Below are 20,141 nucleotides of genomic sequence, written 5' to 3' on the forward strand. Positions count from 1 at the left end.
GGTTTCCGCAATGCTCGCCGAACTCGACGACGAGTGGCTGACCGGCAAGGTCTATCTCAACTTCAACCTGTAACCCGGTTGTCATGACCACCCAACCGGAAATTTACAGAAAAGAGGTTGCACAATCAGTGCTTCAGTCTTCGATGCCACGCTGGGCCGGCACGCCAGCGTTGAAGTGGTGCTTGATGAGCGTCATCTCGGTCACGGTGTCGGCCAGTTCGACCAGCTCGGCCGGCGCGTTGCGGCCGGTCAGCACCACGGTCACGCCGGCCGGGCGCTCGCGCAGGCAGGTCAGCACCGCGTCCAGCGTGATCCAGCCGTAGCGCAGCGGATACATGATTTCATCGAGCACCACCATGAAGTGTTCGCCCGCGCGTATGGTGGCTTCGGCCTTGGCCCAGCCGTGCCGCGCCAGTTCGGCGGAGTGGTCGAGGTCGCGGCTTTTCCAGCTGAAGCCGTCGCCCAGGCCTTCGATGGGAATGCCCAACCGTTCGAACAGACGGTGTTCGCCAAAGCGTGCCGTGGGCACCTTCATGAACTGGTAGACCTTGACCTTCTTGCCACGGCCGTGGGCGCGCAGGGCCAGGCCGAAGGCCGCCGTGCTTTTGCCCTTGCCGTTGCCAGTGTGAACAATCACCAGGCCACGGCGCTCGCCCTGGGGTTTGGGGGTGTCGCGGTGGACGGGCGGGGTTTCAATCTGCATGCTATGTCTCGTCGTCGGTGACCCGCTTGAGCAGGTAGGTGTCCATGATCCAGCCGTGGCGCGCGCGCGCCTGCGCCCTCTCGCGCAGGATGGTCTCGCTCACCGCAGCCAGCGGCCCGCTGATGCACAGCTGGTGCGGCATGCCCAGAAAGGCCCCCCACCAGATGTGCAGGCCTTCAGGGGCCAGGGTCTGGAAGGAACATTGCCCGTCCAGCAGCACCGCCACGGTGTCGGCGCCGGCGGGCCAGCCGCGCTCGCGCAGCTGGCGCCCGGTGGTGATGAGCACCGGCGCGTTCAGGTCGTTGAGCGGAATGGCGTGTGCCGCCGTCAGCGCCTGCAGCGCGGTGATGCCGGGCACCACGGTGGTGGTCAGCTGTACGCGCTGCGCCAGCCGCTGTGCGATGCGCAGCGAGCTGTCGTACAGCGATGGGTCGCCCCAAACCAGCAGGGCCACGGCGCCGCCGCCCGGCAGGTGCCGGGCGATGGTGTCCAGCCAGATCTGGGCAATGGCGTCGTGCCAGCGATCCACCGCGCCGAGGTAGTCGATATCTGCGCCTTCGCGCACCGGCATGTCGAACGGGGCCACCACCGCGTTGCCGGGCGGCAGCAGCTGGCGGCACAGTTCCAGGCGCAGCTCGGCCAGATCGGCCTTCTCGGCCCCCTTGTGCGGCACCAGCACCAGCTGCGCGCGTTGCAGCGCCGCCATACCTTGACGGGTGATGTGGTCGGGGTGCCCCGCACCCATGCCAATGAGGCTGAGATGGATCTTCATTCGCTGCCCGCCGGGAAACGCGGTGCCGTGCCCAGCGGGCGATAACGGCGGTCGTAGTCAGCCGCGTAGAGCCGGCTGTGGCCAAAGTCCTCGGCGCCGAGGTTGCGGCCGACCAGGATCAGCGCAGTGCGGTCGATGCCTTCGCCCATGGCGACTTCGATGGTGGACAAGCTGGCGCGCACCACGCGCTGGTCGGGCCAGCTGGCACGCCAGACCACCGCCACCGGACAGTCAGCGCCATAGTACGGTAGCAGGTCCTGCACCACCTGGGGCAGCACGTGGATGGACAGGTGGATCGCCAACGTAGAGCCGGTGCGGGCGAAATTCACCAGCGCCTCGCCCTCAGGCATGGGCGAGGCGCGCCCACTGGTGCGGGTGAGAACGACGGACTGACTCATGCCAGGTAGGGTCAGTTCGCTCTCGAGTGCGGCTGCAGCCGCGGCGAACGATGGCACGCCCGGCGTGACAGTGAAAGGAATGCCGACCTTGCGCAAGGCGCGCAACTGCTCGCCCATGGCAGACCAGACCGACAGGTCACCCGAGTGCAGGCGCGCCACGTCCAGGCCCCGTTCGTGGGCGGCCTGCATCTCCTGAAGAATCTGCTCCAGCGACAACGGCGCGGTGTTGACGATGCGGGCCCCGGGCGGGCAATGGGCCAGCACACCTTCGGGTACCAGCGAGCCGGCATACAGGCACACCGGACTGGCGGCAATCAGGTCACGCCCGCGAAGGGTCAGGAGGTCGGGAGCGCCCGGTCCGGCGCCGATGAAATGAACGGTCATGGCATCTGGGATAGAGAAAAGCTCAAGGCAATGGCGGCGGTGGCGCTGCCATCGGTACTGACATGGCGCTTGCAGGCCAGGACGGCGCCGGGACCGGCGGCCGCCAGGGCAGCCGCCTCGGCCAGGCTACGGGCACCATAGCGGGCCGGCACCCGGGCACTGGCGTGTGCAGGTTGCGCGGCCAGCTGGGCCAGCGGCACGGCGTGCAGCGGCAAGGCCAGTTCGGCCGCCAGTTGCGCCAAGGACGGGTGTTGGCACTTGTCGTCGGCCGTCGCCAGCGCGCGTAAGGTCAGCGCCACCCCCACCTGACCGGCTGCAGCCGCAGCCAGCGCAGCGTTCAGCGCCTGGCGCAGAGCCTGGCAGCTGGTCTGCTGGCGAAAGCCAAGACCGGCGATGACGGGGGTCACGGCGGGCATCACAGCACCACACTCCATTGCACCAACGGCCGCGCTGGCTGCCAGCCGCGCAGGTTGCCCAGCGGCTGGGCCTGGGCCAGGGCCACCTGCAACAGTTCACCGCCGTGTTGCGCCTGCAAGTGCAACAGCAGGGCCTCGGTTTCCAGGGACACACCGTTGACGACCAAGCGACAACCCGGCCTCAGCTTGGCACGCAGAGCATGGAAGAGCGCGGCATCGAAACCACCGCCCACGAACACCGCATCAGCAACAGGCAGCGAGGCCAACGCGTCGATGGACACCGCTTGGTGCACCTGCAGCCGATGCGGCACACCCAGCCGTTCGGCGTTACGGCGGATGTTGGCGGCGCGCTGCGGCGATCGCTCCACTGCGTGCGAAACCCCTCCAGCCAGGCACCACTCCACCGACACCGAGCCGGAACCCGCGCCCAGGTCCCACAGGCATTCGCCTGGCCGGGGCGCAAGCGCGCGCAGCGTCAAGGCCCGTATGGGCGACTTGGTGATCTGCCCGTCGTGGGTAAACAGATCGTCCGGCAGGCCACCACTGACGGGCAGGCCGAGCGGGCCTTCATGCAGATCCATTGCCAGCGCCACCGGCGTGTCCAGCGCGGGCAAATCGGGTGTGTTCAGTTGGAAAGGGTGAATGCGCTCGTGCGGTCCACCCAGACGCTCCAGCGCCCAGGCGCTGCTGGCGCCATAACCGTGGTCGCTGACCAGGGCCGCCAGGGCCCGTAAGGCGTCGCCGTCGCGCACCAGGCAGATCAGCCGCTGGCCGCGCCGCAGGCATGGGCGTACCGCCGCCAGCGGTGTGGCATGCAGACCCAGGCACTGCACCATCTCCAGGCGCCAGCCCAAGGCGGCGGCCACCCGTGAAAACGTGGAGGGTACCGGATAGGCTGTCCACTCGCCCACGGCCAGGTGCTGGCAAATGCTGCCCCCCGCCCCGAACCAGAATGGGTCGCCCGAGGCCAGCACCGCCACCGGCTGCCCGCGCAAGGCCAGCACGGGGCGAACGTCGAACGGCACATCCCAGACGATCCCGCGCTCCCCCACGTGGGCCAGGGCCAGGTGACGCGGACCACCGAACACATGGCGCGCACCATCGAGCGCTGCACGGCTACCATCACTGAGCCCTGCCAATCCATCTTCCCCAATGCCGATGATCGACAACCAAGCTTCAGCCATGCGACGTGTCCTCCTGCTGGGTGGCACCACCGAAGCGAGCCAGCTGGCCCAGGCGCTGGCCGCCGCACACGTGGACGCGGTGTTTTCCTATGCGGGCCGAACCGACACCCCGGTCGCTCAGCCGCTGCCCACGCGGATCGGTGGCTTCGGCGGGGTGAAGGGCCTGAGCCATTACCTGCGGGCCGAGCGCATCACCCACGTGATCGATGCCACCCATCCCTTTGCCACCCAGATGAGCCTCCACGCGATACAGGCCTGTGCCCAGTTGGATCTTCCCTTGCTGGCGCTGGAACGGCCGGCCTGGCAGGCGCAGCCTGGCGACCGCTGGCAACATGTGCCCGATCTGGCCGCAGCCGTGGCTGCCCTGCCCGCCGAGCCGGCGCGGGTGTTCCTGGCCATTGGCCGCCAGAACGTGCAGCCCTTCCTGGACGCCGGCCGGCACTGGTTCCTGCTGCGCTTGGTGGACCCCGGCTTCGAACTGCCCACTACACAGGGCACCGTGGTACTGGACCGCGGCCCCTTCACCCTGGCCAACGACCTGGCCCTGATGCGCGAGCATCGCATCACCCACGTGGTGGCCAAGAACGCCGGGGGCGTGGGAGCGCGCGCCAAACTGGACGCGGCACGAGCACTTGGCTGTCCCGTCATCCTGATCGACCGGCCAGCCATTCCTCACCGGCCCACCGTGGCCACGGTGGCTCAGGCGCTGCAATGGCTGGGCGTGACGCAGGCAGTTCGCGGTGTTCATGCGGCCACCGAACGTGGGGTATAGACGAATCGCCCGACGCGGCGCGTGGTGGAGCTGCCCACGATCACCAGGGTTCGCATGTCGGCCATGTCGGGCGTGGCCTGGGACAGCGACACACACTGCAGCCGCTCCTGCGGCGTGCTGACGGCGCGTGCGAACAGCACCAAGCGATCGGGTTCACAAGTCTCACGCAACAGTTGCAGCACCTGTTCGAAGGTGTGCGGGCGGCTGGTCGAGCGCGGGTTGTAGAACGCCATCGCCATGTCGGCGCCAATGGCCGCGCGCAGGCGCATTTCGATCAAGCTCCAGGGCTTGAGGTTGTCGCTGAGATTGATGGTGCAGAAGTCGTGCCCCAGGGGCGCACCGGCGCGGGCGGCCGCGGCCAGCATGGCGGTGATGCCAGGCAGAACGCGCACATCCAGCGCCTGCCAGTCGGGGCGACCCTCCATAGCTTCGAACACAGCCGAGGCCATGGCGAACACGCCCGGATCACCGGAAGACACCACCACCACGCGCTTACCCGCTGCAGCCAGCGTCAGCGCGGCACGCGCGCGACTGAGTTCTTCGCGGTTGTCCGAGGGGTGCAAGGTCAGCCCCTCCCGTGGGGCCACACGCGCCACATACGGTATGTAGCCCACCACATCGGTGGCCTCGGCCAGCGCCTGAACCACCTCTGGCGTGATCAGAGCATGGTCGCCCGGCCCCAGCCCGGCGATGCTGAGCCGGCCGCCCATGCGATCCACAACCGCAGCCTGAGAGCTCATCATTCCGCCACCTCCGGCCGACGCCCCTGACCGTGCACCAGCACGATGGCGAAATACGGGCAGACGCTATCGGGCGTGTTCACCAGACGGCTGATTTGCTGCTGGGGCATAGTGCCGTGCTGGACGAGCCAGGCCTGCTCGAGTCTGCCCGCGCGGGCCAAAGCGCGCCGCACGCGCGGCAGATTGCGGCCCGTCTTCATGATGGCGATGGCATCGGCCGATTGCATGTGACGCACCAAATCATCCTCCGGCAACGTGCCCATCAAAACGGTCAGCACGTCGTCGCCCCAGGTCATGGGCTGGCCGGTGGACCACCAGCAGCCCACCATGCCAGGTATCCCGGGCACCACCTCCACACGGCCTTGCAGCCGGATGTAGAGATGCATGAAGGAGCCGTAAAAGAACGGGTCGCCCTCGCACAGCACCACGATGTCCTGGTGCTGCGCCAGTTGCACCAGGCGCTTGGCCCAGTCGTCATAGAAGCGCGCCAGCTGTTCGATGTAAGCCGGACTGTCAAACGGCAGTTCGGTCGTGACGGGGTACTCCATGGCGTACTCAGTCACATCGGGGGCCAGCAGCTTATCCACGATTTTCCGAGCCTGCCCCGGCCGCCCCTTCTTACGGAAATAGGCCACGTGTCGGGCAGAGCGCACCAAGCGGTCGGCGCGCACGCTCATCAGTTCCGGGTCACCCGGCCCGAGACCGGCGCAAATGACGCGTCCCATCAGATCTCCTTCTCGCTGGCCAATGCATTGATGGCTGCGGCCGTGATGGCCGAGCCGCCCAAGCGTCCGTGCACCACCAAAGCAGACAGACCCGGGGTGGCCATCAGCGCGGCTTTGGACTCGGCGGCCCCCACGAAACCCACCGGGCAGCCGATGACGGCGGCCGGCCGCGGGCAGGCCGGGTCCTGCAGCATGTTGAGCAAGTGGAACAGCGCGGTGGGCGCGTTGCCAATGGCCACCACCGCCCCGGCCAGGCGCGGCCGCCACAGCTCCAGTGCGGCCGCGCTGCGGGTGGTGCCCATCTGGCGCGCCAGTTCGGCCACCTGCGCATCTTGCAGCGTGCAAATGATTTCGTTGTTGGCCGGCAGGCGCTTGCGCGTGATGCCTTCACTGACCATCCGCGCATCGCACAAGACGGGCGCACCGGCCTGCAGCGCCGCGCGGGCGACCTCGGCCATGCCGGGCGTGAAGGCCACGTGCTGCTCCAGCCCCACCATCCCGGCGGCATGAATCATGCGCACCACGACCCGCTCTTCGATGGGCGAGAAGCGACTCAGCGCCGCTTCGGACCGGATGATGGCAAAAGATTGGCGGTAGATGGCGTCGCCATCCCGTTCAAAGGTGTGCAGCATGGGAAAAGCTTTGTTGTAGTTGGTGCACCAGGGTGTCATGGTCCAGCCCGGTGTGGTCTGGCACGCCCGCGGCGGTGCCGTGCCGGATCAGGTCGAAGCCGTGGCGGGTGGCAACGACCGTGACCGCCGGCCGGGGATGAGCACACCCCTTGGTGCAACCCGAGACGTGCAGCCGCCGCCCCGGCGGCACCAGTGGCGCCAGGGCCAAAGCCAGTTCGCGTGTGGGCCCAGCGGCCTGTTCGCAGCCCGGCACCCCAGTGCAGGCGTCCACCCGCAGCCGAGCGTCATCCGCCTTGGTGATGAGTTCGGGCAACTGCGGCAGTGGGGCATCGCCCTCCACCAGCAGGCAGCGCCAGGGCGTCAGGCGCAACGCCCCGACGGTGGCGAGCGCCGACAGCGTGACGGCAGGCAACAGACCAAACACCAGCCCCACCAGATGACCCATCTGGTGCCAGCCTGGCAGGGGACGTGACTGCGCCCCCTGCCAGCGCGGCGCCACCTGCCACGAAGCCGGCAGCGGGATACGCTGCAGCAACGCCCTCATGCGCCCCCGACCCGCCGGCGCACCACCGGCTTGCAGGAACCAGCGCGCCAGCAAAAGCGCGGTATCCGCAGCGTCGGCCGCGGGCACCACCACGCCACGGAGTGCACCATCGGGATACACCAGAACGCCGTCCGCATGGCGTTCCAGACGGATGTCGGCATAGGCCTCGCGCAGACAGGGAACTGGTCCGGTGTCCACCGCGAAACCGAACTTGGCAGGCAATGCCGGCGCGTCGTCGCGGGCCAGCAAACCCTCCAGTTGCAGCGCCAGATCCGGGGTCGGATCAGCGGCGTCCCAAAAGGGCTGCACCTGCACGTTGCGAAGCGCCTCGCGCTCGGCGTCGGCATCCACCAAATCGAGGTCTTTCAAGGCACCCAGCAAATGTGCGTGATGAGTCGGATCAACGCCACGCAACTGCAGATTCGCCCGGTTGGTCAGTTCCAGCACCGGGTGGGCCCAGCGCTGCGCCAGTTGCGCCAGGCCCTGCGCCTGTTCCTGGCTGAGTCTGCCCGCCCGCGGCCGAACGCGCACCACCAGTCCATCGCAAGCGGCCATGGGTCTGACAGCGCCCGGGCACCAGCCACGAATCCGCGCGTGCCCTCGGCCATCATGGGTGTTGGACTTATTCATGGTACCGCGTCGTGGCTCAGTCAGACTCGAAATAGGGACTCAGTTGCACGGTTTCGCCGATGATCAACAGACCAGGCTGGGGCCCGTAGGCCGGCGCGCATTGGAGCAATCGGCTCAGACGGCAGGCCAGCACCGTCTGGGACGGGCGGGTGCCGTCGCGCACGATGGCAGCCGGCGTCTCGGGCGACAGGCCGTGGGCCATCAGGCGCTCGGCGATATGGGGCAGGCGCTGGATGCCCATGTAGAACACCCGCGTCTGGCCTGGTCGCGCCAGCGCCCGCCAGTCGTGAGTGGCCGCGTCATTGGCCAGATGGCCCGGGAGGAACACGCAACTGGTGGCATAGTCTCGGTGTGTCAGCGGAATGCCGGCAGCGGCTGAACAACCACTGGCAGCCGTGACGCCGGGCACCACCTCACAGGCAATGCCGGCGGCCTGCAGCGCCTGTACTTCTTCGCCACCGCGCCCGAACACATAGGGGTCGCCTCCCTTGAGGCGCACCACGCGACGCCCGGCACGGGCGTGCGCGATCAACAGCTCATGAATGCCTTCTTGCGGCACGCTGTGATAACCCAAGGCCTTGCCCACGTACACGCGTTGGGCGGTGGCGGGAATACGTTCCAGGATCTCAGCCGAAATCAGGCGGTCGTACACCACCACCTCGGCACGCTGGAGCCGGTCCAGCGCGCGCAAGGTCATCAGGTCAACCGGCCCCGGCCCGGCCCCGACAATGGCCACGTTGCCAATGGGCTGCGCCTCAGACACTGACAACTCCCGTCGGCATCGCCACGACGTGGGGGAACCCGGTACTTAAGCGGCTAGACATCAGGCCGCGGTGTACAGGCGCGGCTCCACCGCAATGGAGCCCCGCAGACGCTTGACCTGCTTGGCGGCAGCCAGCAAAACCAGGTCTACCAGGGGCTCAAGCAGTACGACGGTCATATAGGCTGCACCAAAGCTGCCAATGCTTTCCAGGTTGGCGGCGGTGACACCCTGGCCGTAGAGCGCCCAGAAGCCCACCCACATCACGATGCCACCCTGGTAGGTGGTCGACAGCTTGAGTGCCTGGGCATAGCCGATGTCCACATAAGCGGTGGCGGGCGGGATGATGCGACGGGCCAGTGCGTGGGTGGCAAACAGCGGCACCAGTAGTGTAGTAACGTTCATACCGTACTGGGGCAGGTCGGCGGGAGCAAAAAACAGACTCTGGATACCCAGCCCAACCGCCAGGCCGATGGCCGCCGGGGCCGCACCCAACACCAGCAGCAGCGTGCTGCCCAGGATCAGGTGCACTTCCGAGACGCCCACCGGGTGGTGCGGCAACACCTCGAAAAAGCAGAACACGAGCGCGGCCGCAAACAGCGCGCGCAGCAGCAGCGCGGCAGCGCCTTCTCGCTTCGCCATGGTCAGCGCCAACTTGGCCGTGTAGCCCAGGGATGCCGCCGCAGTGGCATAGCTCAGAACGATCTTGGCGCCGTCCACCAATCCGGGTTCGATGTGCATGGTCTTACTCCTCAGAAGCAGCGTTGTCGCCAACGCGGGTTGAAAAGTCGTTCGCTTCCAGCGCACCTGCGCCGGACCGGGGCATCGTCACCCACTGCCCCTTCACGGCTTGGACTTCGATGCGGTGATCAAAAGCCGCCTCCAGTGCGCGGTGCGAGGCAGGGTCGGCACACGCCCCCTGGTGCGTGATCCGACCTTGCACCACCACCACCAGTACGTCGGCGTGCAGTGCCATGCCGATCTCGTGCAGCACACTGACCACGGTACGGCCCTCGCGCACCAGGCTGTGCACCAGATTCAGCCAGTCCACCTGGTGTGGTGGATCGAGGTTGGCCAGCGGCTCGTCCATCAGCAACACCTGGGCCTCGACCGCCAGAGCGCGGGCCAGCAGCACGCGCTGGCGCTCGCCGCCCGAGAGCTGGCCGAGCGAGCGCGCCCGCCAGTCCCAGGCCTGGGTGGCGCGCAGCGCCCGCTCGACGGCGGCGCGGTCGGCGTGGCCGGGCGCACCAAGCCAGGCCAGGTGGGGCAGCCGGCCGAGCATGGCCACATCCCACACGGTGAGGTCGTCGGCACTGGCCTCGTTCTGGCCCAGCCAGGCGAGCTGCTGCGCACGCGCACGGCGCGGCCAGTCTGCCAGCGGCCGGCCGAGCAGCGCCACCTGACCGCGGCAGGGCAGCAGACCGGCCAGCGCCTTGAGCAGCGTCGACTTGCCCGCGCCGTTGGGTCCGACGACGCAGGTCCAACGTCCGCGCGGCAACGCCAGCGTGATGTCGTGCAGGATTTCGGCCTCGCCCAGACGGACGGACAGACCGCGCGCAGCGATGGCGGCGGCCGCGATGGGAAGCCTCTGGTTCACCATCCCGCCCCCCGCGACACGTGCGTGCTGCGTTGCATCAGCCACAGCAGGTAGCCGCCGCCGAGCACGGCGGTGAGCACCCCCACCGGCAGCTCCTGCGGCGCGATCAGCCCGCGCGCGAGCGTGTCGGCCGCCATCAGCAGCGCGCCGCCCATGGCGCTGGCCAGCAGCATCAGGTGGCCGCTGGTGGTCTTGACCAGCGAGCGCACCAGGTGCGGCGCGGCCAGGCCGACGAAAGCGATCAGCCCGGTCTGCGCCACGGCGGTGCCGGTGGCGAGCGCCAGCACCGCCACCAGCGCGGCGCGCATCGGGCCCAGCGGCAGGCCCAGGCTGCGCGCCGTCGCGTCGCCCAGGCTCAGGCCGTCGAGCACGCGCGCGAGCAGCCCGGCCGCAAGCAGGCAGGCGATCCACACGCCGGCCATCAGGCCAGCCGCCGTCCAGCCCACGAAGCTGGTGGAGCCGAGCATGAAGGCCTGCATGGCCTGCAGCGATTCGGGCGAAAAGAGCAGCACCAGATGCGTCATGGCGCCCAGCACCACGCCCACCACCACCCCAGCGAGCAGCAGGCGCAGCGTGTGCTGCACCCCACGCGAGAGCAGCAGGGTCAGCAGCACCGCCAGCACCGCGCCGCCGAAGGCCGCCCCGGTTAGCCCCAGGCGCACCCAGATGCTGCTGGAGAACACGCTCGCCGCCACGCCGCTGTTCATCATGCTGGCCCCGAGCATGCCGCTCGCCCCGCCCATGGCGGCCAGCGCCAGCGCCACGCCCAGCGACGCGCCCGAGGCGCTGCCGAGCAGGTACGGATCGGCCAGCGGGTTGCGAAACAGCCCCTGCGCCACCGCCCCGGCCAGGCCCAGCAAGGCACCCGCCGCCCAGGCGCCCAGGGTGCGCGGCAGGCGGATCTCCCAGACGATCTGCTGCGCCAGGGCGGTGGCGGCCGGGTCGGCCTGCGGGTTCAACAGCGGGCCGAGCAGGTTCTCGAAACCGGCGCTGCCCACGCAGACGCCGAGCGCGGCCAGCCCCAGCGCCGCCAGCAGCAAGGCGGCGACAAGCCCGGCTGCGCGGCGGGCGTTCACGGGCGCACCCCCCCCTTCTTCACCCCCGGCGCTTTTTCGGCCAGGCAGCGCGCCATCAGCCGCGCGCCCTCGGCCATGCGCGGGCCGGGGCGCACCAGCGCGTCGGATTCGTCGGCCCGAAAGACGCAGACATGCTGGCCGCGGATGGCGCGCAGGCTCTGCCAGCCGGGGCGCTGCATCAGGCCGTCCGCGCTGCGCTCACCCACCATGATCAGGTCCGGATCGGCGCGCACGATGAACTCGGGGTTGAGCTTCGGAAACGGCCCGAGCGCCGCGGGCACGATGTTCTTCGCGCCCAGCCGCGTCAAGGTCTCGCCGATGAACGAACCTTCGCCCGCCGCATAGGGGCCGGGGTTGACCTCGAAATACACCCGCGTACCGCGCGCCCCGGGCGGCAGCGACTGGGCCGCGGCCATGACGGCGGCGTCGATGGCGCGCCAGATGCGCTGCGCATCCGGCACCTCCAGCAGTTGGCCGATCTTGAGCATCACCCGCTGCACGTCGGCATGCGTCTTGGGTTCGAGCGCCACCACCTTGATGCCCAGCGCGCGCAGGCGCTCGCCCGCACGCGAGGAGGTGGCCATCAACACCACGTCCGGCCGCAGCGCCACGATCTGCTCGATGTTCGGATCCAGCCCCCCGCCCACACGCGGCAGGGCTTTGACGGCTTCGGGCCAGTTGGTGTAACGGTCCACACCCACCAGACGCTGGCAGTGGCCGAGTTCGCACACCGTCTCGGCCAGCGAGGGCAAGAGGCTCACGATGCGCTGCGGCGCGCGCTCGAGGGTGACGGTGACGCCGGCGTCGTCGGTGATCTGCAGCGCGGCCTGCGCGGGCCAGGCCAGCAGCGCGAGGAGGATGGCGAGCAGGCGCCGGGCGAGTGCGCTCATGCGCGGCCTTTCACGGTCAGCGGCAGGCCGGCGACCATGAGCGTCACCCGCTCGCAGGCCGCCGCCACCCACTGGTTGAGCCGGCCCAGTTCGTCGACGAAGGAGCGCACCTCCCGTCCGAGCGGAATCACGCCGAGGCCGATCTCGTTGCCCACCAGCACCAGCGGGCCGGGCGCAGCCTTGATGGCTTCGATGAGCATAGCGTCCCCATCCCAATTCTCGCCGACCTGAGCGGTGTTTTGTTCAAAATGGGCGGTCATGGGCATGCGCACGGCGGTCAGCCACAGCGTCAGGCAGTCCACCACCACCAGGCGGTGCGGCCGGCTTTCGCGCGCGATGGCCTCGGGCAGCGCCAGCGGCTCCTCCACCGTGCGCAGCCCCGGCACGCGCTGCGCGCGCTCGGCGCGGTGCCGCGCGATGCGCTCGCGCATCTCGGCGTCGTGCGGCTGGGCAGTGGCGATCAGCACCGCCTCGTGCGCGGCGTCGGCGGCGAGCCAGTCGCGGGCCAGTTGCTCCGCGCGGCGCGACTTGCCGCTCTTCTGGCCGCCCAGGATGAATTCGCTGCGGGCGAGGTCAAGCATGCTGCTGCATCCAGTTGCGCACGATGCGGTGCAGCTGCTCGACGCCGTCGGTCAGCGCGGCCGGGCCGGGCTGCAGGATGTCGGCGGACTTGATCTCGAACAGCTGCCCATCGCGCACCGCCGGCACCCCCTGCCAGCCGGGCCGCGCGGCCACGCGCTCGGCGCGGAATTTCTTGCCGCACCAGGAGCCGATGACGATGTCGGGCGCGCGCCGGATGATCTCCGTGGCGTCGGTGATGGTGCGGTCCTTGCCCAGCGGCTGCGCGGCGAGCTCGGGGAAGATGTCGTCGCCGCCGGCGATGCCCAGCAGCTCCGACACCCAGCGGATGCCGCTGATGGGCGGCTCGTCCCACTCCTCGAAGTACACCCGCGGCCGCCGCTTGCCCGCAGCTTCCAGCGCCGCTACCTCGGCGCGGATGGCGTCGAGCCGCGCCCGCATGGCCGCGATGTGCGCCAGCCCCTCGTCCGCGCAGCCCACCATGGCCGCCACCTGGTACAGCATGGAGAAGATCTCCTCCACGCTGCGTTGGTTGAACACCGTCACCGCCACCCCGGCGCGGATCAGCGCGGCGGCGATGTCCGCCTGCAGGTCGGAAAACCCAAACACATGATCGGGCCGCAGCGCCAAAATTTGGTCGATCTTGGCGGTCAAAAACGCGCTCACCTTGGGCTTTTCCCGCCGCGCCTGCGGCGGGCGCACGGTGTAGCCGCTGATGCCGACGATGCGGTGCGCCTGCCCGAGCAGGTAGAGCCACTCGGTGGTCTCCTCCGTCAGGCAGACGATGCGCTGCGGCCCGTGGTCGATGCGCGTCATGGAACAGACACCCCCGCGGCGTGGGGCGGCGCGACCGCGCGCAGCCCCGGTGACGACAGCAGCTGCGCCGCAGCTGCCGGTGCCGATGCAAACCAGGCATGAAAATAGCTGGCCAGCACCGGGCCGTGCTGCCAGATCGCCTCGCCCCGCCCGTGGCCGCGCGCCGGGGTGGTGTGCGCCAGCGGCGGCAGCACCGTCTGCAACGTGGAGTAGTGGAAGCTGTGCCCGCGTAGCGTGCCCCACGGCGTTGGCCAGGCGTGCGGGCCTAGCGCGGCCAGCCGCGGCTGCATGCGCGCCTCACCCGGCAGCAGCCCCCACATCGGCACGCGCCGGCCGTCCACCAGGGTCAGCGCCTCCAGCAACGCCAACATGCCGCCGCATTCGGCCCACACCGGCCGGCCAGCCTGCACATGCCGCGCCACGCCGGCGCGCGTGCGGTCGGCCGCGGCCAAGGCCTCGGCGTGCAATTCCGGGTAGCCGCCGGGCAGCCACAGCGCGTCGGCATCGGGCACCGGTTCGTTGGCCAGCGGCGAAAACGTCACCACCTCGGCCCCCAGATCGCGCAGCGTTTGCACGTTGGCCGGGTAGACGAACGCAAACGCCGCATCGCGCGCAAGCGCAACGCGCCGCCCTTGCAGCAGGTGCGGCAGCCGCTGCGCCGCGCCATCCGGCGCTTCGAACCCCACGGCCACCTGTTGCCAATCCGCCGGCCCCCACTGCCCCAACGGCGTCGCCGCCATGGCATCGGCCCAGGCGTCGAGCCGCGCCAGCGCGTCAGGCAGTTCGAAGGCCTGCACCAGGCCCAGATGCCGCTCGGGCAGCGCCAGCGCCTCGTCGCGTGGCAGGGCACCCAGCCACGGCCCGTCTTCGGTGTGCACGGCCGCGCGCAGCATCTGGGTATGCCCATCACCCGCCACGCGGTTGGCCAATACCCCCGCCCACGGCAGGCCGGGCCGGTAGTGTCGCAAACCGTGCACCAGCGCGCCAAACGTGCCGACCATGGCACCGGCGTCGACCACCGCCAGCACCGGGATGCCGAAGCGCGCGGCCAGGTCGGCCGCGCTGGGCTCGCCGTCGAACAGCCCCATCACGCCTTCGATCAGGATCAGGTCGCTGTTCCGCGCCGCGGCGTGCAGCCGTGCGCGGACGTCGGCCTCGCCGTTCATCCAGAGGTCGAGGTTGTCCACCGGCTGGCCGCTGGCGAGGGCAAGCCAGTGCGGGTCGAGAAAGTCCGGCCCGCACTTGAACACCCGCACGCGCCGCCCCAGGCGCACCTGCCAGCGCGCCAAGGCGGCGGTCACGCTGGTCTTGCCCTGCCCCGAGGCCGGGGCGGCAATGAGCAGGGTGGGACAGCGGGCCAGTGCGCTCCACATCGGGTCAGTCGTTCCAGTTGAGCGAAACAAACAGATTGCGCCCCGGCATGGTGTAGCCATTGGCCAAGGAGTAAGCCTTGTCCGTGAGGTTGTTCAGGCGGACCTGCACGGTCAGGTTGGGGCGAATCTGATAAGCAGCCCCCACATTCAACACCCCATAGCCCGGCAGGGTCACCCGCCCCGGGAATTGGGCGTCCTCGCGGTCGCTCGACAAGCGCAGTTCGGCATACGACTGCCAGGCCCCTTGCCGATGGCTGACCTGGGTGCGCAGCACGTGGCGAGCCACCCGCAGCACGCGATCGTTGCTGGGCTTGAGACGCGGATCCGCGTGATCGTACGACACCGACAGCGCCGTCGCGCCCCAGGATTGATCCCACGTCAGGGTCACGCCCTCCAGCACGGCCTGGTTGGACTGCACGTTGGTCGACGGGGTGATGAAGCCTTGGACCCGGTTACGGTAGAGCACCGCACTGGCGCGCGTGCTGCCCTGCTGATAGCGCAGGCCCAGCTCATGCGCCCGGCCTTTTTGCGGCGTCAAATCTGGGTTGCCAAAGCCAGGAAAGTACAACTGGTTGAAGCTGGGCGCCTGGAAGGTCGTGCCCGTGCTGCCGACCAGCCGCAGCGACGGGCTGAGCTTGTAGCCCGCCGACAACGCCCAGGTGTTGAAGCTGCCAAATTGGGAGTTTCGGTCGTGCCGCGCGGTCACCAAGCCGTTCCAGTCCTGCCCGTTCATCGCATACGAGGCCGCCAGACCGCGCAGCGTGCGCGACGACACCGTGTAGTTGGTGGTGCTGTCCACCTCGTCCTTGCGCTGCTCGGCAATCACGCTGAGGGTGTCACGACCCAAACGGACGTCGTTTTGCCAGATGAGCTGAGACCGGGTGGTGTTGAAGCGGCTCTGACCAGCGGCAGCACCGTCGGCGATGCGCCAGTAGCGGTTGACCGAAACATCGCGTGAGTGGCCATAGGTCAGGGTCGATGTCCACTCAGCGGTCCAGTCGGCGCTCCATTTCAGCACCTGTTGTTCCAACCGCGGATACGCCACGGCCCGGGCAGTGGCGGCATTCAGGCTCAAAGGATTGGGAAAGGGAGCGCCGTCGAAACCGTATTCGCCGTCGCTGAGCAGCACCTGGGCAGAAACCAGGTGCCGGGCATTGACCCGGTAGCGCACGCTGGCATCGAGGCTGGAGTACTCAAACCCGTCCGCATCTGCGTTGAAGCCGCTGGCGCCCGGCAGCTTCACGTTGATGCCCTTGGCACGCTCGTGGCTGGCCCCCAAGCTGTACCCCCAGTCGCCGGACTGCCCTTGCAGCGAAGCGCCCAGCTTGCGCTGTCCATCCGTCCCTGCTCCCACCGAGGCCGAGCGCGTCAGGCCGTCCTGCGGCTCACGGGTAAACACTTGAATCACACCACCGACCGCGTCGGGGCCGTACAGGGCCGCGGCCGCGCCGCGCAATACCTCAACGCGCTCGATTCGGTCCAGCGGCAGACTCTCGAGCGAGTAGCTCCCCGTCGTCGCAGAGCCGACGCGTACCCCGTTGATCAACAAAATGGTTTGGGACGAGCTCGCGCCCCGCAAAAAAACCCCGGAATTGGAGCGGTAACTGCCGTTGAACGTGACCTGCACACCCGGCAGGTTTGCCAACACGTCGATGAGCGATTGCAGGCCCGCCTGCTCCAGCTGGGCTCGATCGATGATCGATACATCGGCCACCAACTCTGTCAGAGGTGTGGTGACGCGTGTGGCGGTGACGACGACGGGGTCCATCTGGACTGGCTGGGCCAGCGCAGAGACGCTCACCCCCAACCAACCGCCCACGATGAGCGGGTACACACGTGCCGCATGGGCACGACGCTCGCCAATAGCCATGATAGAAGTCCAACAAAGTGTGTCCTCACCGCCTTCCCCGACGGTGCATGGACGTCACGGCGGGCTCGACGCGTCGAGCCCGCCACCCCGTTGGCCGGTATCCGGGCTGGTGGATGCAACCTTCGCGGGCCTTCCCAGATGCGCGCGGCATCCAGTGACCGACGGGCGAAAGCGGGGCGTGTGCGCAGCACACACCCGTCCACTTACCGTTGCGGGGGCAGCGCTGGTTAGGAGCCAACCGGCGGTCGGCGTCCCCCCAGCTTCCCGTTTAACTGCGCCGCGAGAACCGCGCGCGCGAGCACCAACGTGCCGCCATTGTAGTGCGAAGGCTTGCGCGGGGCCTACAATCCGTGGCCCATGACGCCTGCGATCATCGACGAACTGGCCCAGCGCGTGGAGCGGCTGCTGCAGCGGCACCAGCAGCTCGTGCAGGACAAGGCACGCCTGGAGCACCACGTGCAGCAGCTCACCCAGGAGCGTGAGCGTTTGCGGGCGCAATGCGCGGCGGCGCGCGCACGCTTGGATGCGCTCATCGCCCGCATCGCCACCGACGAGGAGGCTCCATGAACAAGCCCGCCATCAAGCAGGTCGAAGTGCAGATCATGAGCCAGACCTACCTGCTGGCCTGCCCGGTGGACGGCGAGGATGCGCTGCGCGAGGCCGTCTCCACGGTCGATGCCGCGATGTGCCGCATCCGCGATGCTGGCAAGGTCAAGGCGCGCGACCGCATCGCGGTGCTGGCGGCGCTCAACATCGCCTACGACGCCTCGCAGCGCGACCCGGCACTCGCCTTTCGCCACTCGTCCTTCAGCACGCCCGACGGCGCTGACGCGGGCGCTGACGCAGGTGCGGTCGCCTTGCCCGCCGCCGCCGTGCAGAGGCTGCGCGGGTTGATCGCGCGCATCGACGCGGCACTCGACGCCGAGGAGCCGCGCGCCTAGGCAGCCGCGGGCGCCCATGGCCCCCGGTGCGCCGCCGTGGGCGTACAATCGGGGCGTCTGCCAACCGCTGGGCTTTACATTCCTTGAACCAATGCTCGTAGAGCCCGGGCTTGGTACATCGTGCAGTGGGCGTGATCGTCTCGCGTCAGACGAACCCGAAGCTGCGCTGCCCTCGCCCACCTGAACCCCCGCGTTCAGGATGCCGGCCCGGCGGCTTGGCAGACACCCCCGCCCCCCTGCATCATCACCGCGCACGCGGCGCTGCCGCGCGCAACGTCCCACCTTTCATGCTCGATCCCCTGTTGATTGCCGAGCTGGCCGCCCTGGGCCTGGCCACGGGTTTCCTGGCCGGGCTGCTGGGTATTGGCGGCGGGATGCTGCTGGTACCCTTCATCACCTTCATCCTGGGCCACCGCGGCGTGCCCGCGGATTTGGCGATCAAGATGGCGATTGCCACCTCGATGGCCACGATCGTCTTTACGTCGCTGTCGAGCGTGCGCGCCCATCACCGGCGCGGCGCCGTGCGCTGGGACCTGGTGGCGCGTCTGGCACCCGGCATCGTGCTGGGCGCCGCCCTGGCCGGGGCCGGCGTGTTTCGCATCGTGCAGGGCCGCTGGCTGGCGTTGTTGTTCGCCGGCTTCGTGGCGTTTTCCGCCACGCAGATGTGGCGCGCCCGCGCGCCCTCACCCGGGCGCGGCCTGCCCGGCCCCGCCGGTCAGCTGGCGGCCGGCGGGGCGATCGGCTTTCTCTCCGGCCTGGTGGGTGCGGGCGGCGGCTTCATCAGCGTGCCGTTCATGACCTGGTGCAACGTCGCCATGCACCAAGCGGTGGCCACCAGCGCGGCGCTGGGCTTTCCGATCGCACTGGCCAACGTGGTGGGCTACGTGTGGTCGGGCGCCCAGGTGGACGGGCGCCCACCGGGGTCGCTGGGCTATGTCTTTTTGCCGGCGCTGGCGGTGGTCGCATCGGCCAGCGTGCTGATCGCCCCGGTGGGCGTGCGCGTCGCCCACGCGCTGCCGGTGGCTGCCCTCAAGCGGGTGTTCGCCCTGCTGCTCTACGGCCTGGCCGCTTCCATGGCTTACAAGGCGTGGAGCGGCTGAGCCGCCACCACGATGCCGTCCGCATCCGCGTACAGCCAGTCGCCTGGCCGCACCCAAACCCCCTGGATCTGCACTGGCACGTCGCGCTGGCCCTGACCGCGCTTGTCGGTGGGCAGGGGCAACACGGCCAGGGCACGGATGCCCACCGCCGCGACCTCCAGCTCCGCCACGTCGCGCACGCAGCCATCGACGACGATGCCAGCCCAGCCATTGCGGGCTGCGGCCGCCGCCAGGTTGCCGCCCACCAACGCGCGGCGCAGCGACCCCCCACCATCCACCACCAACACCCGGCCCTGCCCCGGCTCGTCGAGCGCGGCTTTCACCAGGGTGTTGTCCTCGTGGCACTTGACCGTGCTGACGGGCCCCGCAAAGCGCCGAAACGCACCAAAATCCCGAAACACGGGCGGCAGCACGCGAAAGCCGCCGCTGAGGTCGCCCTTGTGGGCATCGCACAAATCACAGGTCGAAAACGCGATCGTCATGGCTGTCTGGGTTCGAAGGGGTGACGTCCACACCCCGCCGATCATAGGCGATGGGCGTGCGGCGTCGGCGCCACGCAACGCCGCAACCGGTCAACATCGGGGAAAACCCCGCCCCCATGCGCAAAAGCCCATGGACGCCCTAGAAAAACCCCCGCTTTGCGTATAGGATGTTGGTATCCATGCGAGCGCTTCGCGCTCCGTGGCGAGCTTGCAACCCACCTAAGGAACTTTCCATGGCCACTGCGAAAAAAGCTGCCACCGCCAAAGCCGCCCCGGCGGCTGCACCTGCGACCAAGAAGGCCGCCACGGCCGCTGCGCCCAAGCGCACGCCCAACGCCGCCTTCATGAAGCCCATGACGCCCAGCGCCGACTTGGCCGCCATCGTCGGGGCCAAGCCGCTGCCGCGCACCGAGGTGACGAAAAAGGTTTGGGAATACATCAAAAAGAACAAACTGCAAGACGCCACCAACAAACGCATGATCAACGCCGACGCCAAACTCAAGGCGGTGCTCAAAAAGCCCCAGGTGTCGATGTTTGAAATGACCAAGATCATCAGCACCCACCTGTCGTGAGCGTGGGCGGTGGGCCGGTCCCGCCGCCGAGGGGGAGACAGGCACGGCCCACCCCCCAATAGGGATAGGGGCGGTCAGTATGCCTGACCGAGCCCCTCCCACACCACCCGGCATGCGGGTCCGCACCGGGCGGTTCGAGAAGTTGAGGTCATGAGAGTCGGGGTAGGCCAAGTTGGTCGAAATAA

At 68.9% G+C, this 20,141-nt stretch carries 24 protein-coding genes and 1 riboswitch; of the genes, 5 read left to right on the top strand and 19 right to left on the bottom strand.

All coding sequences use genetic code 11. The features are described from left to right. Window positions 1-133: 133 nt before the first annotated feature. From cobO to cbiT, 5 genes are read right to left on the bottom strand one after another with little or no spacing between them, the layout of a single operon-like run. On the bottom strand, window positions 134-703 hold the full coding sequence (gene cobO, locus Tther_RS10655; protein ID WP_143903687.1) for a cob(I)yrinic acid a,c-diamide adenosyltransferase: 570 nt from the start codon (window positions 701-703) through the stop codon (window positions 134-136). 1 nt (window position 704) lies between these two features. Continuing rightward, on the bottom strand, window positions 705-1,475 hold the full coding sequence (gene cobF, locus Tther_RS10660; RefSeq protein WP_143903689.1) for a precorrin-6A synthase (deacetylating): 771 nt from the start codon (window positions 1,473-1,475) through the stop codon (window positions 705-707). Then, entirely contained in the window at window positions 1,472-2,257 is a 786-nt protein-coding gene (cobM, locus tag Tther_RS10665) for a precorrin-4 C(11)-methyltransferase (RefSeq protein WP_143903691.1), read from the bottom strand. Before cobM ends, cobF begins: the two co-directional genes overlap by 4 nt. Then, a complete protein-coding gene (locus Tther_RS10670) occupies window positions 2,254-2,673 on the bottom strand; it encodes a cobalamin biosynthesis protein (RefSeq protein WP_143903693.1) in 420 nt (139 codons plus the stop codon). Before Tther_RS10670 ends, cobM begins: the two co-directional genes overlap by 4 nt. Beyond that, window positions 2,673-3,857, bottom strand: a complete 1,185-nt coding sequence (gene cbiT, locus Tther_RS10675; protein WP_143903695.1) for a precorrin-6Y C5,15-methyltransferase (decarboxylating) subunit CbiT — start codon at window positions 3,855-3,857, stop codon at window positions 2,673-2,675. Before cbiT ends, Tther_RS10670 begins: the two co-directional genes overlap by 1 nt. Here cbiT and Tther_RS10680 point away from each other — a divergent pair. Then, window positions 3,832-4,629, top strand: coding sequence for a cobalt-precorrin-6A reductase (locus Tther_RS10680; RefSeq protein ID WP_425472822.1), 798 nt, complete (start codon window positions 3,832-3,834; stop codon window positions 4,627-4,629). The two genes, cbiT and Tther_RS10680, sit on opposite strands and share 26 nt — an antisense overlap. Here the strand turns inward: Tther_RS10680 and cobJ are convergent. From cobJ to Tther_RS10745, 13 genes are all read right to left on the bottom strand, one after another. After that, window positions 4,602-5,339, bottom strand: coding sequence for a precorrin-3B C(17)-methyltransferase (gene cobJ, locus Tther_RS10685; protein WP_143903727.1), 738 nt, complete (start codon window positions 5,337-5,339; stop codon window positions 4,602-4,604). The two genes, Tther_RS10680 and cobJ, sit on opposite strands and share 28 nt — an antisense overlap. A 29-nt stretch (window positions 5,340-5,368) precedes the next feature. Beyond that, complete coding sequence (gene cobI / locus Tther_RS10690) at window positions 5,369-6,094, bottom strand: precorrin-2 C(20)-methyltransferase (protein WP_185975070.1); 726 nt, start codon at window positions 6,092-6,094, stop codon at window positions 5,369-5,371. Continuing rightward, window positions 6,094-6,723: a precorrin-8X methylmutase gene (locus tag Tther_RS10695; protein WP_221934025.1), complete on the bottom strand. Its 630-nt coding sequence runs from the start codon at window positions 6,721-6,723 to the stop codon at window positions 6,094-6,096. The genes cobI and Tther_RS10695 overlap by 1 nt, the downstream gene beginning before the upstream one ends. After that, a complete protein-coding gene (locus Tther_RS10700; RefSeq protein ID WP_221934024.1) occupies window positions 6,710-7,825 on the bottom strand; it encodes a precorrin-3B synthase in 1,116 nt (371 codons plus the stop codon). Before Tther_RS10700 ends, Tther_RS10695 begins: the two co-directional genes overlap by 14 nt. A 91-nt stretch (window positions 7,826-7,916) precedes the next feature. Further along, window positions 7,917-8,663, bottom strand: coding sequence for a uroporphyrinogen-III C-methyltransferase (gene cobA, locus Tther_RS10705; protein ID WP_185975071.1), 747 nt, complete (start codon window positions 8,661-8,663; stop codon window positions 7,917-7,919). 60 nt (window positions 8,664-8,723) lie between these two features. After that, the gene (locus Tther_RS10710; RefSeq protein ID WP_143903705.1) at window positions 8,724-9,401 is read right to left on the bottom strand and encodes an energy-coupling factor ABC transporter permease; all 678 of its coding nucleotides are present in this window, start codon (window positions 9,399-9,401) and stop codon (window positions 8,724-8,726) included. Window positions 9,402-9,405: 4 nt separating this feature from the next. Next, complete coding sequence (locus Tther_RS10715) at window positions 9,406-10,257, bottom strand: ABC transporter ATP-binding protein (RefSeq protein ID WP_143903707.1); 852 nt, start codon at window positions 10,255-10,257, stop codon at window positions 9,406-9,408. Further along, on the bottom strand, window positions 10,254-11,333 hold the full coding sequence (locus Tther_RS10720) for a FecCD family ABC transporter permease (protein ID WP_143903709.1): 1,080 nt from the start codon (window positions 11,331-11,333) through the stop codon (window positions 10,254-10,256). Before Tther_RS10720 ends, Tther_RS10715 begins: the two co-directional genes overlap by 4 nt. Continuing rightward, window positions 11,330-12,223, bottom strand: coding sequence for an ABC transporter substrate-binding protein (locus tag Tther_RS10725; RefSeq protein WP_143903711.1), 894 nt, complete (start codon window positions 12,221-12,223; stop codon window positions 11,330-11,332). Before Tther_RS10725 ends, Tther_RS10720 begins: the two co-directional genes overlap by 4 nt. After that, window positions 12,220-12,804: a bifunctional adenosylcobinamide kinase/adenosylcobinamide-phosphate guanylyltransferase gene (locus tag Tther_RS10730; RefSeq protein ID WP_143903713.1), complete on the bottom strand. Its 585-nt coding sequence runs from the start codon at window positions 12,802-12,804 to the stop codon at window positions 12,220-12,222. The genes Tther_RS10725 and Tther_RS10730 overlap by 4 nt, the downstream gene beginning before the upstream one ends. Beyond that, window positions 12,797-13,618, bottom strand: coding sequence for a cobalamin-binding protein (locus tag Tther_RS10735; protein ID WP_143903715.1), 822 nt, complete (start codon window positions 13,616-13,618; stop codon window positions 12,797-12,799). Before Tther_RS10735 ends, Tther_RS10730 begins: the two co-directional genes overlap by 8 nt. Beyond that, window positions 13,615-14,991, bottom strand: coding sequence for a cobyrinic acid a,c-diamide synthase CobB (locus Tther_RS10740; protein ID WP_185975073.1), 1,377 nt, complete (start codon window positions 14,989-14,991; stop codon window positions 13,615-13,617). Before Tther_RS10740 ends, Tther_RS10735 begins: the two co-directional genes overlap by 4 nt. A 4-nt stretch (window positions 14,992-14,995) precedes the next feature. Next, on the bottom strand, window positions 14,996-16,759 hold the full coding sequence (locus Tther_RS10745; RefSeq protein ID WP_185975074.1) for a TonB-dependent receptor plug domain-containing protein: 1,764 nt from the start codon (window positions 16,757-16,759) through the stop codon (window positions 14,996-14,998). Window positions 16,760-16,936: 177 nt separating this feature from the next. After that, a riboswitch (cobalamin riboswitch) is annotated at window positions 16,937-17,182 on the bottom strand. Between the two features lie 36 nt (window positions 17,183-17,218). Here Tther_RS10745 and Tther_RS10750 point away from each other — a divergent pair. The 3 genes from Tther_RS10750 to Tther_RS10760 all read left to right on the top strand — a co-directional run bounded on the left by Tther_RS10750 (window position 17,219) and on the right by Tther_RS10760 (window position 18,902). Next, window positions 17,219-17,428: a DUF904 domain-containing protein gene (locus tag Tther_RS10750; protein WP_143903719.1), complete on the top strand. Its 210-nt coding sequence runs from the start codon at window positions 17,219-17,221 to the stop codon at window positions 17,426-17,428. 11 nt (window positions 17,429-17,439) lie between these two features. Beyond that, window positions 17,440-17,802 carry a cell division protein ZapA gene (locus Tther_RS10755; RefSeq protein WP_143903733.1) on the top strand — a complete coding sequence of 121 codons (363 nt, stop codon included), beginning with the start codon at window positions 17,440-17,442 and terminating at the stop codon, window positions 17,800-17,802. Between the two features lie 287 nt (window positions 17,803-18,089). Then, on the top strand, window positions 18,090-18,902 hold the full coding sequence (locus Tther_RS10760) for a sulfite exporter TauE/SafE family protein (protein ID WP_143903721.1): 813 nt from the start codon (window positions 18,090-18,092) through the stop codon (window positions 18,900-18,902). Here Tther_RS10760 and rraA read toward each other — a convergent pair. Further along, a complete protein-coding gene (gene rraA / locus Tther_RS10765) occupies window positions 18,881-19,384 on the bottom strand; it encodes a ribonuclease E activity regulator RraA (protein WP_143903723.1) in 504 nt (167 codons plus the stop codon). The genes Tther_RS10760 and rraA overlap by 22 nt on opposite strands. 179 nt (window positions 19,385-19,563) lie before the next feature. On the opposite strand from rraA, the gene Tther_RS10770 reads away from it, so the two are divergent. Continuing rightward, window positions 19,564-19,956, top strand: a complete 393-nt coding sequence (locus Tther_RS10770) for an SWIB/MDM2 domain-containing protein (protein ID WP_425472823.1) — start codon at window positions 19,564-19,566, stop codon at window positions 19,954-19,956. The last annotated feature ends 185 nt before the right edge of the window (window positions 19,957-20,141 follow it).

The sequence above is a fragment of the Tepidimonas thermarum genome (assembly GCF_007556705.1).
Lineage (GTDB): Bacteria > Pseudomonadota > Gammaproteobacteria > Burkholderiales > Burkholderiaceae_C > Tepidimonas > Tepidimonas thermarum.